At 66.3% G+C, this 16,383-nt stretch carries 10 protein-coding genes and 1 pseudogene; all 11 read right to left on the reverse strand.

Annotated features, from left to right (window positions below):
• Positions 1–537: 537 nt before the first annotated feature.
• A complete protein-coding gene (locus G3446_RS18080) occupies positions 538–2,847 on the reverse strand; it encodes a putative bifunctional diguanylate cyclase/phosphodiesterase (RefSeq protein WP_164454237.1) in 2,310 nt (769 codons plus the stop codon).
• The gene (locus G3446_RS18085) at positions 2,831–4,600 is read right to left on the reverse strand and encodes a hybrid sensor histidine kinase/response regulator (protein ID WP_164454238.1); all 1,770 of its coding nucleotides are present in this window, start codon (positions 4,598–4,600) and stop codon (positions 2,831–2,833) included. Before G3446_RS18085 ends, G3446_RS18080 begins: the two co-directional genes overlap by 17 nt.
• A gap of 203 nt (positions 4,601–4,803) precedes the next feature.
• On the reverse strand, positions 4,804–6,669 hold the full coding sequence (locus G3446_RS18090) for an ATP-binding protein (protein ID WP_164454239.1): 1,866 nt from the start codon (positions 6,667–6,669) through the stop codon (positions 4,804–4,806).
• The gene (locus G3446_RS18095) at positions 6,650–9,793 is read right to left on the reverse strand and encodes a chemotaxis protein CheB (protein WP_164454240.1); all 3,144 of its coding nucleotides are present in this window, start codon (positions 9,791–9,793) and stop codon (positions 6,650–6,652) included. The genes G3446_RS18090 and G3446_RS18095 overlap by 20 nt, the downstream gene beginning before the upstream one ends.
• 924 nt (positions 9,794–10,717) lie before the next feature.
• A pseudogene (locus G3446_RS18100) lies at positions 10,718–10,897 on the reverse strand (PD-(D/E)XK nuclease family transposase); the annotation flags it as partial.
• A gap of 115 nt (positions 10,898–11,012) precedes the next feature.
• Complete coding sequence (locus G3446_RS18105; protein WP_164454241.1) at positions 11,013–11,477, reverse strand: putative toxin-antitoxin system toxin component, PIN family; 465 nt, start codon at positions 11,475–11,477, stop codon at positions 11,013–11,015.
• Positions 11,467–11,718 carry a type II toxin-antitoxin system Phd/YefM family antitoxin gene (locus G3446_RS18110; RefSeq protein WP_164454242.1) on the reverse strand — a complete coding sequence of 84 codons (252 nt, stop codon included), beginning with the start codon at positions 11,716–11,718 and terminating at the stop codon, positions 11,467–11,469. The genes G3446_RS18105 and G3446_RS18110 overlap by 11 nt, the downstream gene beginning before the upstream one ends.
• Before the next feature lie 299 nt (positions 11,719–12,017).
• Positions 12,018–14,393: a nitric oxide reductase activation protein NorD gene (locus G3446_RS18115; RefSeq protein ID WP_164454243.1), complete on the reverse strand. Its 2,376-nt coding sequence runs from the start codon at positions 14,391–14,393 to the stop codon at positions 12,018–12,020.
• Positions 14,394–14,434: 41 nt separating this feature from the next.
• Positions 14,435–14,833 carry a GxxExxY protein gene (locus tag G3446_RS18120; protein WP_164454244.1) on the reverse strand — a complete coding sequence of 133 codons (399 nt, stop codon included), beginning with the start codon at positions 14,831–14,833 and terminating at the stop codon, positions 14,435–14,437.
• A gap of 40 nt (positions 14,834–14,873) precedes the next feature.
• Complete coding sequence (locus tag G3446_RS18125) at positions 14,874–15,680, reverse strand: CbbQ/NirQ/NorQ/GpvN family protein (protein WP_164454245.1); 807 nt, start codon at positions 15,678–15,680, stop codon at positions 14,874–14,876.
• A gap of 234 nt (positions 15,681–15,914) precedes the next feature.
• A complete protein-coding gene (locus G3446_RS18130; RefSeq protein ID WP_164454246.1) occupies positions 15,915–16,271 on the reverse strand; it encodes a ribulose bisphosphate carboxylase small subunit in 357 nt (118 codons plus the stop codon).
• Positions 16,272–16,383: the final 112 nt, after the last annotated feature.

A 16,383-nucleotide genomic window follows, 5' to 3' on the forward strand; every position in this document is an offset into this window, starting at 1 on the left:
CTCGCCGACGGGACTCGCGCAGGGCGACAACCTTCTCAGCCCGGGCCGTCCCGCTCCGGGTCGCTGTTCCGCCTCGAGTAGCGCCGTTGGCGCACTCGGGCTACGCACGACCCTACGACGAATGACTCTACGGCGTGTGTGACTGCGCTTTGCATATTGCCTGCACGACGAAGGACTCACGTCCTTCGTCATTACGGCAATACGCACGCGCACACGCCTACCCGGGACTACCGGCCTCGCGCTTTGCGCTTCCCTGGCCGGCAGCGTTGGAGCAGTCAGCGGCCAGCGGCCAGCGGAGGACATCATACAGTCGCCGGATTTTCTGGCCGGCCAGCCGCTCACCCCTTGGGTGACCCGGAGAAGACCTGACAGCAGCTCCAAAACAAAGCTCTAAGCTGGCTGCTGGCGGCTGGCAGCTCTTTCTAGGCTGACGTCGCTACCTGACGGAGGCTTGCGGGGAAGCACCCGGGCACCTGCGCCAGAATGGACACGGCGGAAACCGCCACTCGGATTCGCAGTTCAATGGGTCTTCACGGATCAATGGGGCGCGTGAAATTCCGAATGGGGGAGCCCGGAATAGCGCCCGTACCAGGCGACAAACTCGTCCCCGGACATGGGGGCGCCGAGATAGTCGCCCTGTGCCAGACTGCACTGGTGCGCGCGGACGAAGCTCAGGTCGGCCTGGCTTTCGATCCCGACCGCGGTGACCGGGAGCTTCAGCGCCTGACCCAGATGGACGATGACGTCCATGACGGCGGGCATGGTGGACCCGGTATGCAGGCGCTCGAACAGGACGCGGTTGACCGCCAGACCATCCAGCGGAAAGTCCTCGAGCTGGCAGAGGCTCGAGCAACCGAGGCCGAAGTCGTCCATCACCAGTGCGATGCCGAGTGCCTTCAGCCCGCTCAGCAGGCGTTTCGCGCTGCTCGGGCTTTCGAGCAGCGCGGCCTCGCTGACCTGCATGGACAGCGCGCTCGGATCCGCATCCAGCTCGCGGATGAGCGCGGCCAGCTCGGGGAGGAAGCGCGGATGATAGAGCTGATGGCTCGAGACATTGACCGAGATCGGGATCCTCGGCAGCCGCGCCTCTCGCCAGAGGGCCTGCTGGCGGACCGCCTCGCGCACCACCCACTGGCCGATCTCATGGATGACATGGATGGCTTCGGCCATGGGGACGAAGGTGGCGGGAGGGATTGGCGTGCCCCGCGGCTGCGGCCATCGCAGGAGCGCCTCGACGCCAGCCACCCGGCCGCTGGCGATGTCGACCATCGGCTGATAGACCAGCCGCAGCTCATGGTCCGCGACGGCCTGGCGCAGCTGCTGCTCGAGCCGGGCGGTCGTCTCGACCTTGCGGTTGAGCGCCTCGGTCACGAACTGATAACGCCCCGAGCCCATCTGTTTGGCCTGATACATCGCCAGGTCCGCCCGCTGCATCAGCGTGCCCAGCGTGCGTCCATCACGCGGGAAGAGGCTGATCCCGAGGCTTGCGGCACAGGGCAAGGGTTGTCCGTCGATGTCGTAGGGGCGCGCCAGTGTCGCGATGGCCTGGCGGGCCGCGCGCGCGGCTTCCTCCGCGTCGGGAATGTTGGCCATGACCACGACGAACTCATCGCCGCCCAGGCGGGAGACCAGGTCCTCGGCGCGGAAGCTGGTCCGGAGGCGTTGGGCGACCGCCTGCAGCAGCTGGTCGCCCGCCTCATGTCCGAGCAGGTCGTTGACGGCCTTGAAGCGGTCGAGGTCGAAGAAGAGCACGGCCAACTGCGTGCCCGCGCGCTCGGCTCCCGCAATCATGTGCGCCGCGAGCTGATCGAGCAGCGCACGCGATGGGAGACCGGTCAAGGGATCGTGCTGGGCCATGTAGACCGCGCGGTCCTCGCTCTGCTTGCGAAGGGTGACGTCCTGATGCACCAGCAGAACCCGCTCGAGCTGTCCGTCGGGCTGTCCGAGGGTCTCGAGCCGCGTGAGGTTCCAACGGTAGCCGTCGGCGTTATGACGCACGCGGTATTGCAGCTCCGCCGTGTCGACGCGGCTGCGGGCGAAAGCGCGAATGGCGGCGATGACCCGTGGACGGTCTTCGGGGTGGATCCTGTCGCCCCAGCCCTCCAAGGTCATGGCCGGCTCAGGGGGCTCGCGCATGCTGGATGACGGCATGAGCTGGTCGCGGCGCGGATCCCATTCCGCGAACGTCAGCTCGGCGACATCGGCCGCCAGGCGCAAGCGGGCTTGGGCGTCGGACAGGGCCTGCTCGTCGTGCTTGCGCGTGGTGATGTCGATCAGCACGCTGCGCCAGCGTGCCTCGCCGGAAGGGCCTTGGGGCGCTGGGGCCGCCTCCGCGAGGACCCAGATCGGCGGCCCCTCCCCGCCGGCAAGCCGCAGCTCGCAGCGCTGCTGGGCGCCGGTCGAGCGCAACGCCCGCAGGCAGCCGTAGTGGAGGGCGCGATCCTCATCGCAGAGGAAGCGCGAGAACGGCTGACCGAGCAAGGCCGCCCGTGGTGTCGACAGCAGCGCCGCGGCGGCAAGGTTGGCCTCTTCGATGAGCCCCGCCTCGCTCAGGCTCAAATAGCCGACGGGCGCCAGGTCGTAGAGGTCGAAATAGCGCGCGCGCGACGCCTCGAGCTCGGCCTGGGCGCGGCGCAGCTCCTCGTTCTGCAGCTCGAGCTCGATCCGATGGACGTGCAGCTCATGCAGCAGTTGCGCGGCCTCGGCGAGCGTGCTCGGCGCACCTCCTGGCGACGTCCCGCCGAGCCGGCGCTCGGCGCGTGCGCGCAGGCGCGACGCGGTCTGCTCTACCGTCGAGCGGTCCTGGGCAAGCTCATCGGGCTCCTCGGGCTCATCGCCTCGGCGCATGGGACGCTCCTGTCGCGGCACTCCTGTCATCATGGGGTGCGCCTCCCGCGACGCCCGTCAGCAACTGCCTCAGGGTCTCCTGGGCGATGGGCTTGGTGAGATGCGCGTCGAAGCCCGCTGCCTCTGTGCGGGCGATATCCGCTGGCTGTCCCCAGCCGGTCAGGGCCACGAGCCGCGCGGCGCGTCCGCTCGGCGTGCCGCGCAGACGGCGCGCGACCTCGAAGCCATCCATGTCGGGCAGTCCCAGGTCGAGCAAGATCAGGTCTGGACGGAAGGGCTCCAGGAGCGCGAGTGCGCTGCGCCCGTCCGCGGCCCGCTCGACCCTTTGGCCCATGACCTCCAACAGTAAGGCGCAGCTTCTCGCGACATCCGGGTCGTCCTCGACCAGGAGGATGCGATGCGCCGGACAGGGCATCTGCGCCGCCCGCGTCGGCGGCCGGGCTGGCCGCAGCGCCTCGCAGGGCAGACGTGCGCGGAAGGTGCTGCCCTGGCCGAGACCTGGACTGACCGCCTCGACCCTGCCGCCGTGGAGCTGGACGAGCGCCCTGACCAGGGCGAGCCCCATGCCGAGGCCTGCGCCGGCCCCCGCGCTGCCCCGCAAGACGGGATCGAAGATCTGCTCCAAGGACTCCGGCGCCAGTCCGGCGCCCTGGTCGCGCACCTCGATCACGGCCGCGTCGTCGGCCCGATTCAGGGCCAGGACGATCGGCGCCCCCGGCGGACTCAGCTCGCTGGCGTTGCGCAGCAGGTTGACGATGACCTGGGTCAGGCGCACCGCATCGCCGTTCAGGGGCGTGGGTGACGCGGGCAGATCGACCTCGAGGCGTTGGTCCATGGCATCCACTTGGGCGCGCACTTGCTCCAGGGCGCTCAGTGCGCAGTCACGCAGGTCGATGGGCGTGCGCGCGAGCTGGAGGCGACCGCGGTTGATCCGCGAAACGTCGAGCAGATCGTCGACCAGGCGTCCCAGCTGACCGGATTGACGCATCAGGATCGCCGTCATGGGCACGAACCGTCTCGGGAGCAGCGCCTCGCTGCTTTGGAGCACCTCGGCCACGTTGCGGATCGCGGCAAGCGGGTTGCGCAGCTCGTGACCGAGCAGGGCGAGAAAGTCCTCCTTGCGCTCGGCCTCCTCGCGCTGCAGGGCCTCGAGCCTTTTGTGGGCGTCGATGTCGTGCAGGACGGCGAGATATCGCGCCTGAGATGTCTCGGACGCGGGCTCGAGCGACAGGCTCAGTGCGATCCAGGCGTTGGATCCGTCCGGGCGCCTGATGCGCAGCTCGCAGATCGTCTGGGGCTGTGCCTCGCGCACCTGGCGGCGGCAGCGATAGTAGTCGTCCTGATCCTCGGCCTCGACCCATTCGGAGAGTGGCCGTCGGATGAGTGCCTGACGCGGTGCGCCCAGCAGCTTCGCCGCCGCCAGGTTGGCCTGGCTGATCAGGCCGCGCTCGGTGAGGGTCAGATAGCCCACGGGGGCCAGGTCGTAGAGCCCGAAATAGCACGCCCGCGAGGTCTCCAGCTCAGTCTGGGCGGTGCGCAGCTCCTCGTTTTGCAGCTGCAGCTCGACCTGGTGGACACGCAGCTCCTGCACGAGCCGCGCGAGCTCCTCGGGCGTCGCCGAGCCGACGGCGGCGCTGTGCTCGCCAAGGCGTCGCTCGGCACGCTGCCTCAGCGTCGCATCCGCGTCTCGGACGGATCGCGAGGGCGCGACGGCGTCGCCGTGGGTCTCCTGATGCGGTTGTCGATCTGTCATGGCGGTGTCCATTCATGTGCGTTCGATCAGGCATCCGCGCCAATTAGCCAGTTGACTTGGGGTATTCAGCTTCTCCGTGCGCGCGAATCCGGACGCATCAGACGCCCGGCCCGTGGTCTACCTTAGGGTGAACGAGCGGAAGCCAAGTCCAGCGAATCCGCCGCCGGCATTGGTGGACTGCGCTGCGCTTGTCCACCCTACGTCTACCCTGACAGCCAGCGGCGCAGCACGGCGCTCAGCCGTGCCAGCCTCACCGGCTTGGCGAGGAAGTCGCTCATGCCGGCCTCGATGCAGAGGCGGCGATCCTCCTCGAAGGCGTTGGCGGTCATGGCGACGATGGGCAGCGCGGCATGCTCCGGCAGTTGGCGAATGGCGCGCGCGGCCTCCAGCCCGTCCATGACCGGCATCTGCATGTCCATCAAGATCAAGTCGTAGGTCTGCTCGCGAGCCATGCTCAGGGCGATCAGGCCGTCGTCGGCGATATCGACGTTGTAACCCAGGGCTTGGAGCATCTCCTCCGCGACGGCTTGGCTGGTCGGCTCGTCCTCGACGACCAGGATGCGTTGCCCCGCGCCCCGCTCATAGAGGAAGGGCGCCGTGAAGCGCGGCTCCGTTGCCGGGTCGGCGGACACTGGCGCGGCGCCAGGCTGGGCCTTGCGCAGGGGCACGGTCATCCAAAAGCGGCTGCCCTGGCCGGGGCGACTGACGACCCCGACCGCGCCGCCCATCCGCTCGGCCAGGCGCTTGACGATCGCCAGACCCAGACCGGTCCCGCCGTAGCGGCGGGTGATGGAATCATCCGCCTGCGCAAAGGGGGCGAAGATGCGCTGCTGCTCGGCCTCCGTCAGGCCGATGCCTTGGTCCTCGACCTCCAGGCGCAAGCGCAGGGTATCGCCCTCGTCCGCCTCCAGCAGGGCGCGCAGCCAGATGCGGCCTTGGTTGGAGAATTTGACGGCGTTGCCGGCGAAGTTGAGCAGCACCTGGGCGAGGCGCTGCGCATCGCCGAGCAGTTGCGGCGGCAGCGCGGGATCCACCTCCTGCACGAAGCGCAGCCCCTTCGCCTTCGCCTGCGCGTCCAAGAGCCCGATGCAGTGCGCGAGCAGGGTCGCCGGCGACAGCGGCTCGACCGCCAAACTGACCTGATCGGCCTCGATCTTGGAGAAGTCGAGGATCTCCTCGATGAGCTGCAGCAGATGTCTGGCGGCGTTGCCGATCTTGCCGAGCTTGTCGCGCGTGCGCGCATCCGCCGTCTCCCGCAGCAGCAGCTCATCGAAGCCGATGATGGCGTTCAAGGGCGTGCGAATCTCATGGCTCATATTGGCCAGGAAGCGGCTCTTGGCCCGATCCGCGGCCTGTGCCGCGTCGAGCGCGCTACTGAGCAGCTCCGTGCGGGAGGCCACCAGCTCCTGGACGAGCGCTTCGAGATGGCTGCGATGTCGCGCCAGCTCGGCCTCGTCCGCTTTGCGGGCCGTGATGTCGCTGAGCATCACCCGCCACAGGGCGCGGGCTGCGGCCGGATCCTGAACGAGACTCGCCTCCATGTGCACCCAGCGTGTCGCCGCCTCGTTGGCGGCCAGCCGCAGCTCGCACGGCTGCGGCTGTGGCTGCAGCTGCGGCATGGTGTGCTGGCGTCGACGGGAGGCGTAGAAGACATCCTGGTCGTCGGCGTGGATGAAGCCGGAGAGCGGTTGGCCGATCAACTGGGTGCGCGGGGCGCCGAGCAGGTTGGCGGCGGCCAGGTTGGCCTCGGCGATCATGCCGGTCTCGGTGAGGGTGAGATAGCCGATCGGGGCCAGGTCATAGAGATCGAAGTAGCGTGCGCGCGAGGCCTCCAGCTCCGCCTGGGCGGTGCGCAGCTCCTCGTTTTGCAGCTCCAGCTCGACCTGATGGACGCGCAGCTCGTGGACGAGCTGACGCGCGTCCTCCAGGCTCAGGGGCTCGGCCGGTGCCTCCACGGCGCCGCGCAGGTGCGCCTCGGCGCGCTCGCGCAGGCTGGACGCCGGCCCGGTCGCGGCGTCGTGCGTCGGCGCCGCGCCAGGGTGTCGGCTGTCATTCGTCGGCCCTGTCATGCGCTCCTCCATGAGACGGTGTGCTATCCGGTGTGCTATCGGGCTCCGAAGGGGCATCCATGTCCGCATGCACGCGCTGCGTCAGGTCTTCGAAGGCGAGCAGGATGGCCCCGGACTGACCGCCGATCGGCGGCAGACGCCGTGCATTGAGCTGCATGACGCGCCGTCCGAGTCTGGGGAAGTCGTGCTCGATGCGGTAGTCGTCGAAGCTCGCGCCCGGTTGCGCGAGCTTGCCCAGCAGCGCGCGCAGCGCCGGGACGTTCCATTGGCCGCTGCCCAGGTCGCACAGCGGCTTGCCCAGGGTTTCGCGCTCGGTGACCTGGAAGTGGCGATAGAAGCTGCGGTTGGCGGAGACGATGACCGTATCCGGATCCAGCACCACCAAGGGCTCGCGCACGGCATCCACCACGCCCTCCGCGATGGCGCGGGCGCTGCGCAGCTCCTCCTCCATGTGCTTGCGGCTGGAGATGTCGACGAAGGTCATGACAGCGCCCTCGATGACGTTGGCCAGGGTGCGGTAGGGCCCGATGCGCATGAGGAACCAGGTCCCGTCCTGGGTCTGGACCGCTTTCTCCCTGGTCGCCAAGGTGCGCAGCACGCCCTCGATGTCATCCACAAGGTCAGTGTAGTCCACCAGGTTGGACACCAGATCCCCCACTGGTCGGCCGATGTCGCTCGGGATGAGCTTGATGATCTGGGTCATGGCCGGCGTGAAGCGGCTGATGCGCAGCTGATCGTCGACGAAGAGGGTGGCCACGCCGGTGCCGGCGAGCAGGTTGTTCATGTCGTCGTTGGCGCGCGAGAGGTCGGCGACCTTCTGCTGCAGCTCGGCGTTGACGGTCGACAGCTCCTCGTTGACGGATTGCAGCTCTTCCTTGGAGGTCTCCAGCTCCTCGTTCGTGGATTGGAGCTCTTCGTTGACCGACTGCATCTCCTCGTTGGTCGACTTCAGCTCCTCGTTGGAGGTCTCCATCTCCTCGAGCGTCGTCTGCAGATACTCCTCCTTGGCGCGCAGCTCCTGCTCCAGCTCGGCGATGCGCCGGTCGCGCTGGGGGTCGGCTGGCGCCCTCGCGTCCTCGCCGCCGGCTGGCAGGGTCTCCGGGTCCGCCGCGCTCGCCTCCTGAAAGACGATGAGGTAGCGCTCGGCGCGGGTGTCGCTCGCATCCGTGCGCCGCGATCGCCTCACCGGGTGGATGAAGAGGTCGATGCGGGTGAAATCGCCGTTCGTCTTGACCTTCAGCCCGAGCGCCTCGGCGCTGTCCTGTCGCGCGACCGCGCGCTGCAGCGCCGTCGTCAATGGGCGCTGCAGCCCCTCGCGGGCCATCTGGAAGACATTCATGCTCGCCGTGCCGGCGGCCGGCTCGAGATAGAGCCCCGTGCGCCCGTGGATATAACTGATGTCGCCCTTGGCGTTGATCAGCAGCCCGGCAGCGCTGAAGTGCTGCAGGAGCGCGCCCTGGGTGACTGCCCGCAGGTCGGCGTCCGGCGCCTGAGGCGCGGCCGGACCGGACGGCAGCGTCTCCATGTCCGGGCGCGCCAGCGTGGCCGGATCGCCCAGCGGCGCGGGTATGTCGCTAGTCTCCAGACGCCCATAGAGCTTCCACTTGCGATCCAGGGGCGTGAAGCGCGTCAGGGCGTCGCCGATGCTCTCCGAGCTGCCCAGGAAGAGCACGCCGTGGGGATTGAGGGCGTAGTGAAACAGGGGGATGAGCTTGCGCTGCAGGTCCCCGTTCAGATAGATCAGCAGGTTGCGGCAGCTGATGAGATCGATCCGCGAGAAGGGCGGATCGCGGATGAGGTCCTGCTCGGAGAACACCAGCAGGTCTCGGATCACCCGCTGGATGCGATAGACGCCGGCCTCCTCGTCCAAGGTGAAGAAGCGTTTCAGCCGCTCGGGAGAGACATCCGCGGCGATACTGGCCGGATAGGCGCCGGTGCGCGCCCGGCCGATGGCTTGCGCATCCACGTCGGTGGCGAAGATCTGCACCTGAAGAGGCGGCTGGAGGGCGTCCAGGTGCTCCTGCACCAGGATGGCGATGGAATAGGCCTCTTCGCCGGAGGAGCAGCCGCACACCCAGACCCGTAGGGTGCTGCCCGCCGGCTTGGCGGCGAACAGCCTGGGGATGACCTCGGCCTGCAAGACGGCGAAGGCCTCCGGATCGCGAAAGAAGCTGGTGACCCCGATCAGCAGGTCGCGGAAGAGCGCCTGCGTCTCGCCGGGCTCGCGCTGCAGGTAGCGGACATAGTCGTGCTGGCGGTCGATCTGCTGCAGGGCCATGCGCCGCTCGATGCGGCGCACCAGGGTGCTCTGCTTGTATTGGGAGAAGTCGTGCCGGGTGGCGTCGCGCAGCAGCAGACAGATCTTGGTCAGGGCATCCTCGCTCTTGACGGCTGGGGACTCGGCGACCGGCCGCTTGCCGAAGGCGTGCGTCAGGTAGGCCATGAGCCGCTCGGGCATCTCCCCGGGCGGCAGCACCAGATCGGCCAGCCCGGTGGCGATGACGCTGCGCGGCATGCCGTCATAGGCGGCCGTGGTCGGACTTTGGACCATCACCAGTCCGCCCTCGCCCTTGATGGCGCGCGCCCCCAGGGTGCCGTCGCTGCCCGTCCCGGAGAGCACCACGCAGATGGCCCGCTCATGCTGGTCGTCGGCCAGGGAGCGGAAGAAGAAGTCGATCGGCAGACGCAATCCGCGCGGCGCGCTGGGCTCGAGCAGGTGCAGCTTGCCGTTGAACAGGGCCATGTCGAGACCGGGCGGGATGATGTAGGCGCAATCTGGCCTGATGCTCACCCCGTCCTCGACCTCCTGCACCTCCATGCGGGTGTAGCGCCGGACCAGGTCGGTCAGGACGCTCTTGTGATCGGGCGCGAGATGCTGCACGAGCACGAAGGCCATACCGGTCGGCAGGTCCTGCGGAATGGCCGAGAAAAACGCCTCGAAGGCCGCCAGACCGCCCGCCGAGGCGCCGATGCCCACGACTGTAAGGGGGGCTTGGGGGCCGGGCTCGCCCTCAGATGCGGCGGCAGGCTCGCTAGCGGGGGGGTGCTCGGGCGGCCGTTGGCTCTGGGCGCTGTCGTCTGCCTTAGGCGCCTTGCCGTCCCCGTTCGGGTTTGCGCTGGACATCTTGGATGCTCGTTTGGTTGGGGGAGCTTGGGCTCCGATCGACATCCGGTTGAGCCTAGGCAGAGCTGCCAGCTATCAGCAGTCAGCTTAAAGCCTTGTCCTGGAGCTGCTTTTCGGCTTTCGGATCGCTCACCCGACGGGTGAGCCGCTGACCGGTGGAAGAATCCGCCAAGTCGCCGATTTCGCTTCGCCGAAGGCTGACGGCCGCAAGCTAACTGCTCGGTCGAAGTTGAAGGCAGCCTGTCATGGTTTCCAGGCCAACGGATGGACTGCGAAAGCCAGTGTACCCCGCGTCGCGGCCCGCTGGCGGCAAATTCCAAGCCGTGACGGTTATCCATTTCGCTCGCAGACGTCGCTCCAAAGCCATCGCCACGCTGGAGGGATCCTCGCCAGGACCATCTCCCTGAAAGGCCGGTGCACTCAGAGGTGTCTGAATAGTGCGCCCCCTGCTGTCGGGGCGCATTCATTCGTCCTCTCGCCAGCGCCAAGGGCGACTATAGTCGCTCGAGGTCTTTCAACCTAGGTCCGGCGGTTGACCGCTTTGCGCTTCATGCAAGGCCTTGATCACTTTCAAGATCGGGGCGTCCTGCTGGCTCACCCGCCGGGTGGAGGCCGCCCAAGCGCCGGATCTAGGTTCAAACGACCTCTCAGACTCGCGAAGCTGAGCTGCGGGCGTCGATCATCGATTGGCCCGGTATCCCGCAGCAGGTGGACTGCGCTGCGAGACTGTGAGAGTAATCCAAGCGCACCGCGAAGATCGCAGATTGCTGTAGGTTGGGCCGACGCAGGAGGCCCAACAATCAGAGCGTTAGGCTAGCCGCCATGTTGGGCTTCGTACCTCAGCCCAACCTACGCAGAATTTCTTCACAGTCTCTGCGCTTGTCCACCCTCTCGGGAGACAACTGGCCGAAACGATGATCGACGCCTGTCGTTGTAAGTGTTGAGGATGTCGACCTGGGTAATGGGGGCACCCAGATCCGGGCCGAGGATCGCATTGAGGAAATGCACCAAGAACGCACGATTGGACTCCGACCCCAGCAGGGCCTTGAACACGCAGTCAATCTTGGGTCGATCTTGGGGGCGATCGGGTGGTGCATCGCGGATTTAGGGTCAGGTCCCGAATCGTCGCGAGAGCAGTGCGCAACAAAACGACAACCGCCTCTATCCGAGGATGCAACAATTCGAGACCTGCCCCCCTTTCGTGCCCCCCCTTTCGCGGTCAGCTCCCAACAGCAAAGGGCAAGAGGTCGAGCGCATCCGCGGGCGTCACAATGCGGACGTCTGGGACTGCGGTGACCGAGAGGTCGAGCAGATCCTGATCTCCAGATACGATCCAGGATGCCCGGGCCGCCAAGGCTGTGTGAATGAACTTGTCGTCGTCGGGGTCCCGACAATAGGTTTGGGTCGCCAGGCTCGCCGGGATTTCCACCCAGTCGGCCGCAGCGCCGAGGTCGTGCAGGATGCCCTGGCGCAGCTCCCGACTGACATAGCGATCGAACTTCGGTTTCATCAACCGGGTTTCGAGCTCGGCGAAGGTATCGGGCGAGAAGATCGGCACGCCCGCCGCAAGGGCCAGTCTGGTTAGTCGTCCAGGCGCCCCGGCCGGATTGAGCGCGCCGCTGATCCAGACATTGGTGTCGATGACCAACCGATAGGTCGCCCGCCGGCCGGACTCAACTCTCATCGCTGAGCAGGTCGTCCAGTGTCTCCGGCGTTAGCCCGGCGCGACTCGCCGCCTCGGCAGCCTCATCCATGCGGTGCCGCAGACGGTTAGCGTAGAAGGCGCGCATGTCTTCATAGTCCTGCGCGCTGACCAGAACGCCGACCACGCGGGCGTGACGCATCACACGCACGGGCTCACGCTGGGCTCGGTCGAGGAGCTCTCCGAAGTGGATCTCGGCCTCGTTGGCCGACATGGTTTGCATGACTAAGCCGCCCTAATTGCCGTTAAGCCTGCCGGTAGGCTAGTCAAATCGTGCGGTTCGCACAAATCGACCGACGTCGGGTGGGACGGGATCAGGGTACGGCGAGAGCCTCGAGCGCCGCACTTGCAACTGCCTGACGAAAGGCCAAATGACGCGCGCGAAGTGCAGAGACCACCACTGGCTCAGCTTGCGGCTTCTGGTCGACCTGGAGGCCGACCCTCCCAGCGGCCCCGCGCAGGAGCTCGAATGCCCTTCGCTCCCTTGCGGTTCCAATCGTTCGATCTGAACGAGACCCGCTCCTAGCCCGTCAGCGCCGCAAACACCGCAGGCAGCCGCTCGGGCAGCCGCTCGACCTGGTCGACGATGGAGTAGCCGTTCTCGCCGAAGATGCGGGCGACGTAGCGGTCGGCGTCCGGATCCAGGGTCAGACAGTAGGTGTGGATACCGCGCATGCGCAGGTCCTCGACCGCCTTCTTGGCGTCGTGCCTCAGGTACTGCGGGTCGCGCTCGTCGATGTCGGCGGGCTCGCCGTCGGTGACGAGCAGGACCAGGCGTTTCTGGGCCGGCTGCTGGGTGAGGTGCCAGCCGGCGTGGCGGAGTGCCGCGCCCATGCGGGTGGAGAGACCGCCCTTCATGCCGGCCATGCGCGACTTGGCATCGTCGTCATAGGGCTGGTTGAAGTCCTTGAAGCGGTAGTACTGGACGTCGTGGCGGCCATCCGAGGCGAAGCCGTGCACGGCGAAGTTGTCGCCGATGGAGTCGATGGCCCAGGCCAGCAGACCGGTGGACTCGCGGGTGAGGTCGAGAATGCTGGAGGCCTCCTCATAGCCGGGCTCGCCTTCCTTGACGCCGATCTTCTCGTTGGTGGACTCGGACAGGTCCATGAGCACCACGATGGAGAGGTCGCGGATGTGCCTGTTGATGCGGATGTTGATGCGCGGGTCCGGCATGACGCCGCGGCGGATGTCGATCATGGCGCGCACGGCGGCATTCAGGTCCAGCTCCTCGCCTTCCTCGTAGCCGCGCCGGCGCACGATGCCTTGCGGCTGGAGCGCGTCGATCAGGTGGCGGATGCGGCTCGCGACCGGCTTGTGCTTGGTGAGGATCTCGTCCATCAGCTCCGGATCGCCACGGCCCTGACGGCGCTCGAGGATGGTCGCCCAGTCCGGCCGGTAGAGCTGAACGTGATAGTCCCACTCCTGGTAGTGGTAGGGCTCGGAGACCGGCTCCTTGCCCTCCAGCTCGTTGATGGTGCAGGCCTCCTGGTCCAGCCAGAAGGGGGTCGAGAGGGTCCAGATCTCCTGGGCATCGTCGCCGGCCAGCTCGCAGTCGAGCTCGTTGACCATCTCCAGGACGCTGACGTTGCGCCGCACCTGCTGCTGTGAGGCCGGCAGATAGTCCACGCCACGGGTGACGAAGAGGTTCTCGTCGAAATCCCAGACGCAATCGTTGTCGTCCCGATAAGGAAGCGGCATGTCTTCGAGCACGCGCAGGCTAGGGACGGCGGCGACCTGGATGGCGCGGTTGTAGAAGTCCACGCCGGCGAGCCAGCTGATGCGGTTGTCGTCTGCCCGCTCGTCCAGCGCCTTTCGGAAGTCGGCCGCGGCTTCATCGACCAAGGGCTCCGAGTCCTTGTAGTCCGCGTCTAACAAGGCCCGCGCCAAGCGCATCATGAGGTCGAGCAGCGGATGCAGCTGAGCAGACTCTCCCTCCTCCGGCGGCGCGGTGAAGAACTGCAGCCACAGCTTCTTGAGACCCGGGAACTCGCGGATGGCGAGCGCCTCGATGCGGGCATCCTCGAACAGCTCGATGAAGATGCGCTGGACCGGGTTGAGCTGCTCGGCGCTCATGGGCTGGGTGGTATAGACCATGTGCGCGGCGCAGTGGGCGGCGGCGGCGCGGTAGAGCTCCATCCCCGAGATGCCGCGCCAGGCGTCGAAGGCATCCGGCAGGTGGATCTGAAAGTCCTCGATGAAGGGCTTGAAGCCGGTGCGCGACTCATAGTCGCCCGAGGTCGGGCGCATGAAGAAGGCACGCGCCCAGAGCGCGCGCAGATAGAAGTTGAGCTTGCGCTGGTTGTCGACGAAGAGGGTCCCCCGCCGCTCCTTCTGGAGCACCGAGCGCGAGGATTCGGTCTGTAGCCCGAAGTAGGCCATCTGGCCATCGAGATCTCGTGCATGCGCCTGAGCGCCCCAGAGCGCCCAGCGGCGGAGACCGCCGAGGGTCAGCTTGGAGAGCAGCTCGTCCATGTTCTCCATCATCGGCCGCAGACCGCGCGGGGCCTTGCCGGCGAGCTGATGGAGCAGGTTCAGATAGCCGCGCATCACCTCGAAGTCGCCCAGCCGGCTGGCGGCCAGGGGCATGTTGGCCATCATCAGGGTGATGACCGTCCCCGAGGTGTGGGAGGACAGCTTCATCAGGGAGCTGACGATGTCCGGGATGATGTCCTCGCCGACCTCCTTGACCACCCCCGGCATCTCCTGGACATAGGTCAGGACCAGGTCGCGGCCCTTGTTGAGGGTGCACATGGCCTTGATGCCGGTGAGGTAGTGCTCGAGCCCCCGCGGGGACATGACACGCGCAGCCTCTTGATAGCTCGACTCCAGCGCCTGAGCGTGCTCGTGCTCTGGGTCGGCTTTGAGACAGGAAAGGTATTCGCTGAAGTCGATGCTCATCTTTAGTTTGAACCGCAAAGGCGCAAAGAGCGCAAAGATTCTTAATTGGAGAGGATCACGCGTTGAATACCCTGTCGAAGTACTTGGACCTTGAAGTTGATCAAGAGGCCAAGCGGGTGTCGGAGCGTCTTGAGATAGGAGAGCAGCTGGGCCTTGTGGATTGGCAATAGCGCATCGACTGCCTTGAGCTCGACAATCAACGAGCGACCTACCAGCAAGTCCAGCTTGCCTTCACCAACGAGCACACCCTTGTATTCGACAGCCACACCAAGTTGGCGCTGATACTCGATTCCTCGACCTTGTAGCTCGACCGCTAAGGCTGCCTCATAGACGCTTTCGAGAAACCCAGGCCCAAGATACCGATGCACCTCGATCGCAGCACCGATGGTCGCGTGCGCCAATTCCTCGATTTCCCGATTCGGCTCATTCCTAGAATTCAATTCCCTTTGCGTCCTTCGCGCCTTTGCGGTTCAAAGCTCCTCAGAAGTAGGTATTGACGGCCGCGTCCAAGGTATCGCGCATGTCCGGGTCGTCCGTCAGCGGGCCGACGAGGGCCATTTGGGCGGCGGACTGGGGCTCGACGCCCTGGGCGATGAGCTGGGCGGCGTAGACCAGGAGTCGGGTGGACATGCCTTCGTCGAGGCCGTGGCCCTTAAGGTTGCGGCTGCGGTGGGCGATCTGGACCAGCTTTTCGGCGGTCGGCTGATCCACCCCGCCCTCGTGGGCGATGATCTCGGACTCGATCTCGGCAGTCGGGTAGTCGAAGTCGAGCGCGCCGAAACGCTGCTTGGTGGACTGCTTCAGGTCCTTCATGAGGCTCTGATAGCCGGGGTTGTAGGAGATGACGATCTGGAAGTCCGGGTGTGCCTCGACCAGCTCGCCCTTCTTCTCGAGCGGCAGGGTGCGGCGGTGGTCGGTCAGGGGGTGGATGACGACCGTGGTGTCTTGGCGGGCCTCGACGACCTCGTCGAGATAGCAGATGGCGCCGAGGCGGGCGGCGACGGTGAGCGGACCGTCCTGCCATTTGGTGCCGTTGATGTCGAGCAGGAAGCGTCCGACCAGGTCGGAGGCGGTCATGTCCTCGTTGCAGGCCACGGTGATGAGCGGCTTGCCGAGCTTCCAGGCCATGTATTCGACGAAGCGGGTCTTACCGCAGCCGGTCGGCCCCTTGAGCATGACCGGCATCCGCGCGTCGTAGGCCGCCTGGTACATGGCGACTTCGTTGTGGACTGGACAATAGTAGGGCTCTTGCTGAATCAGGTATTGGTCGCGATCGATGTCTGACATGAGTGCAGGTCCTATCTCAAGGTGCGGCGTGCGCGCTTGGTGTGTGATGGCCTCGCTTGCCGCGCATTCGTAGGGTGGACAAGCGTAGCGCAGTCCACCGGCGCCGGTACGGAACTTGGTGGACTGCCCTATCGCTTGTCCACCCTACCGGCTCGGGCGGCCGGCAAAACAAAGCCCCTGCCCCTTCATGTCAGGAAGCAGGGGCTCCGTTAGCCGCGGTCGAATGCCTCGTGCTTAGACGGGCTTGCCGCGGAAGACGACCATCTCGGCGCCCTTGGACTGGGCGTAGTTGTCGAAGCCGATCAGACGCACGTGGTTGTCGGGGTGCGCCTTATGGCAGGCCTCGGCCTCGGCCAGGACGGTATCCACGTCGGTCTCGCCGAACATCGGCAGCTTCCACATGTACCAATAATGATCGAAGGCGTTCTCCGGCTCGGTGTGCTCGACGGCCGGGTTCCAGCCCTTGGAGATGATGTACTCGACCTGCTTACGGATCTGCTCCTGATCCATGGCCGGCAGATAGGAGAAGGTCTCGAACTTACGGCTGTTCACGTCTTCGAGACTGGAGGTGTAGTCCTGCATTTCGCTCATTTGATGTGCACCTGAAATTTGAACCGCAAAGGCGCGAAGGTCGCAAAGATCTCTTTTGATGACTGATTCGCTGAAACCTTCAAGCCCAGGCGGTTGAAACAGTTGGAATCGG

Origin of the sequence: Thiorhodococcus minor, assembly GCF_010820565.1 — a bacterium.
GTDB lineage: Bacteria > Pseudomonadota > Gammaproteobacteria > Chromatiales > Chromatiaceae > Thiorhodococcus > Thiorhodococcus minor.

Bases quoted from the DNA above. Each gene is read 5' to 3' on its own strand.
- G3446_RS18080 (WP_164454237.1), bottom strand. From the start codon at position 2,847: ATGCGCCGAGGCGATGAGCCCGAGGAGCCCGATGAGCTTGCCCAGGAC.
- G3446_RS18085 (WP_164454238.1), bottom strand. From the start codon at position 4,600: ATGACAGATCGACAACCGCATCAGGAGACCCACGGCGACGCCGTCGCG.
- G3446_RS18090 (WP_164454239.1), bottom strand. From the start codon at position 6,669: ATGACAGGGCCGACGAATGACAGCCGACACCCTGGCGCGGCGCCGACG.
- G3446_RS18095 (WP_164454240.1), bottom strand. From the start codon at position 9,793: ATGTCCAGCGCAAACCCGAACGGGGACGGCAAGGCGCCTAAGGCAGAC.
- G3446_RS18105 (WP_164454241.1), bottom strand. From the start codon at position 11,477: ATGAGAGTTGAGTCCGGCCGGCGGGCGACCTATCGGTTGGTCATCGAC.
- G3446_RS18110 (WP_164454242.1), bottom strand. From the start codon at position 11,718: ATGCAAACCATGTCGGCCAACGAGGCCGAGATCCACTTCGGAGAGCTC.
- G3446_RS18115 (WP_164454243.1), bottom strand. From the start codon at position 14,393: ATGAGCATCGACTTCAGCGAATACCTTTCCTGTCTCAAAGCCGACCCA.
- G3446_RS18125 (WP_164454245.1), bottom strand. From the start codon at position 15,680: ATGTCAGACATCGATCGCGACCAATACCTGATTCAGCAAGAGCCCTAC.
- G3446_RS18130 (WP_164454246.1), bottom strand. From the start codon at position 16,271: ATGAGCGAAATGCAGGACTACACCTCCAGTCTCGAAGACGTGAACAGC.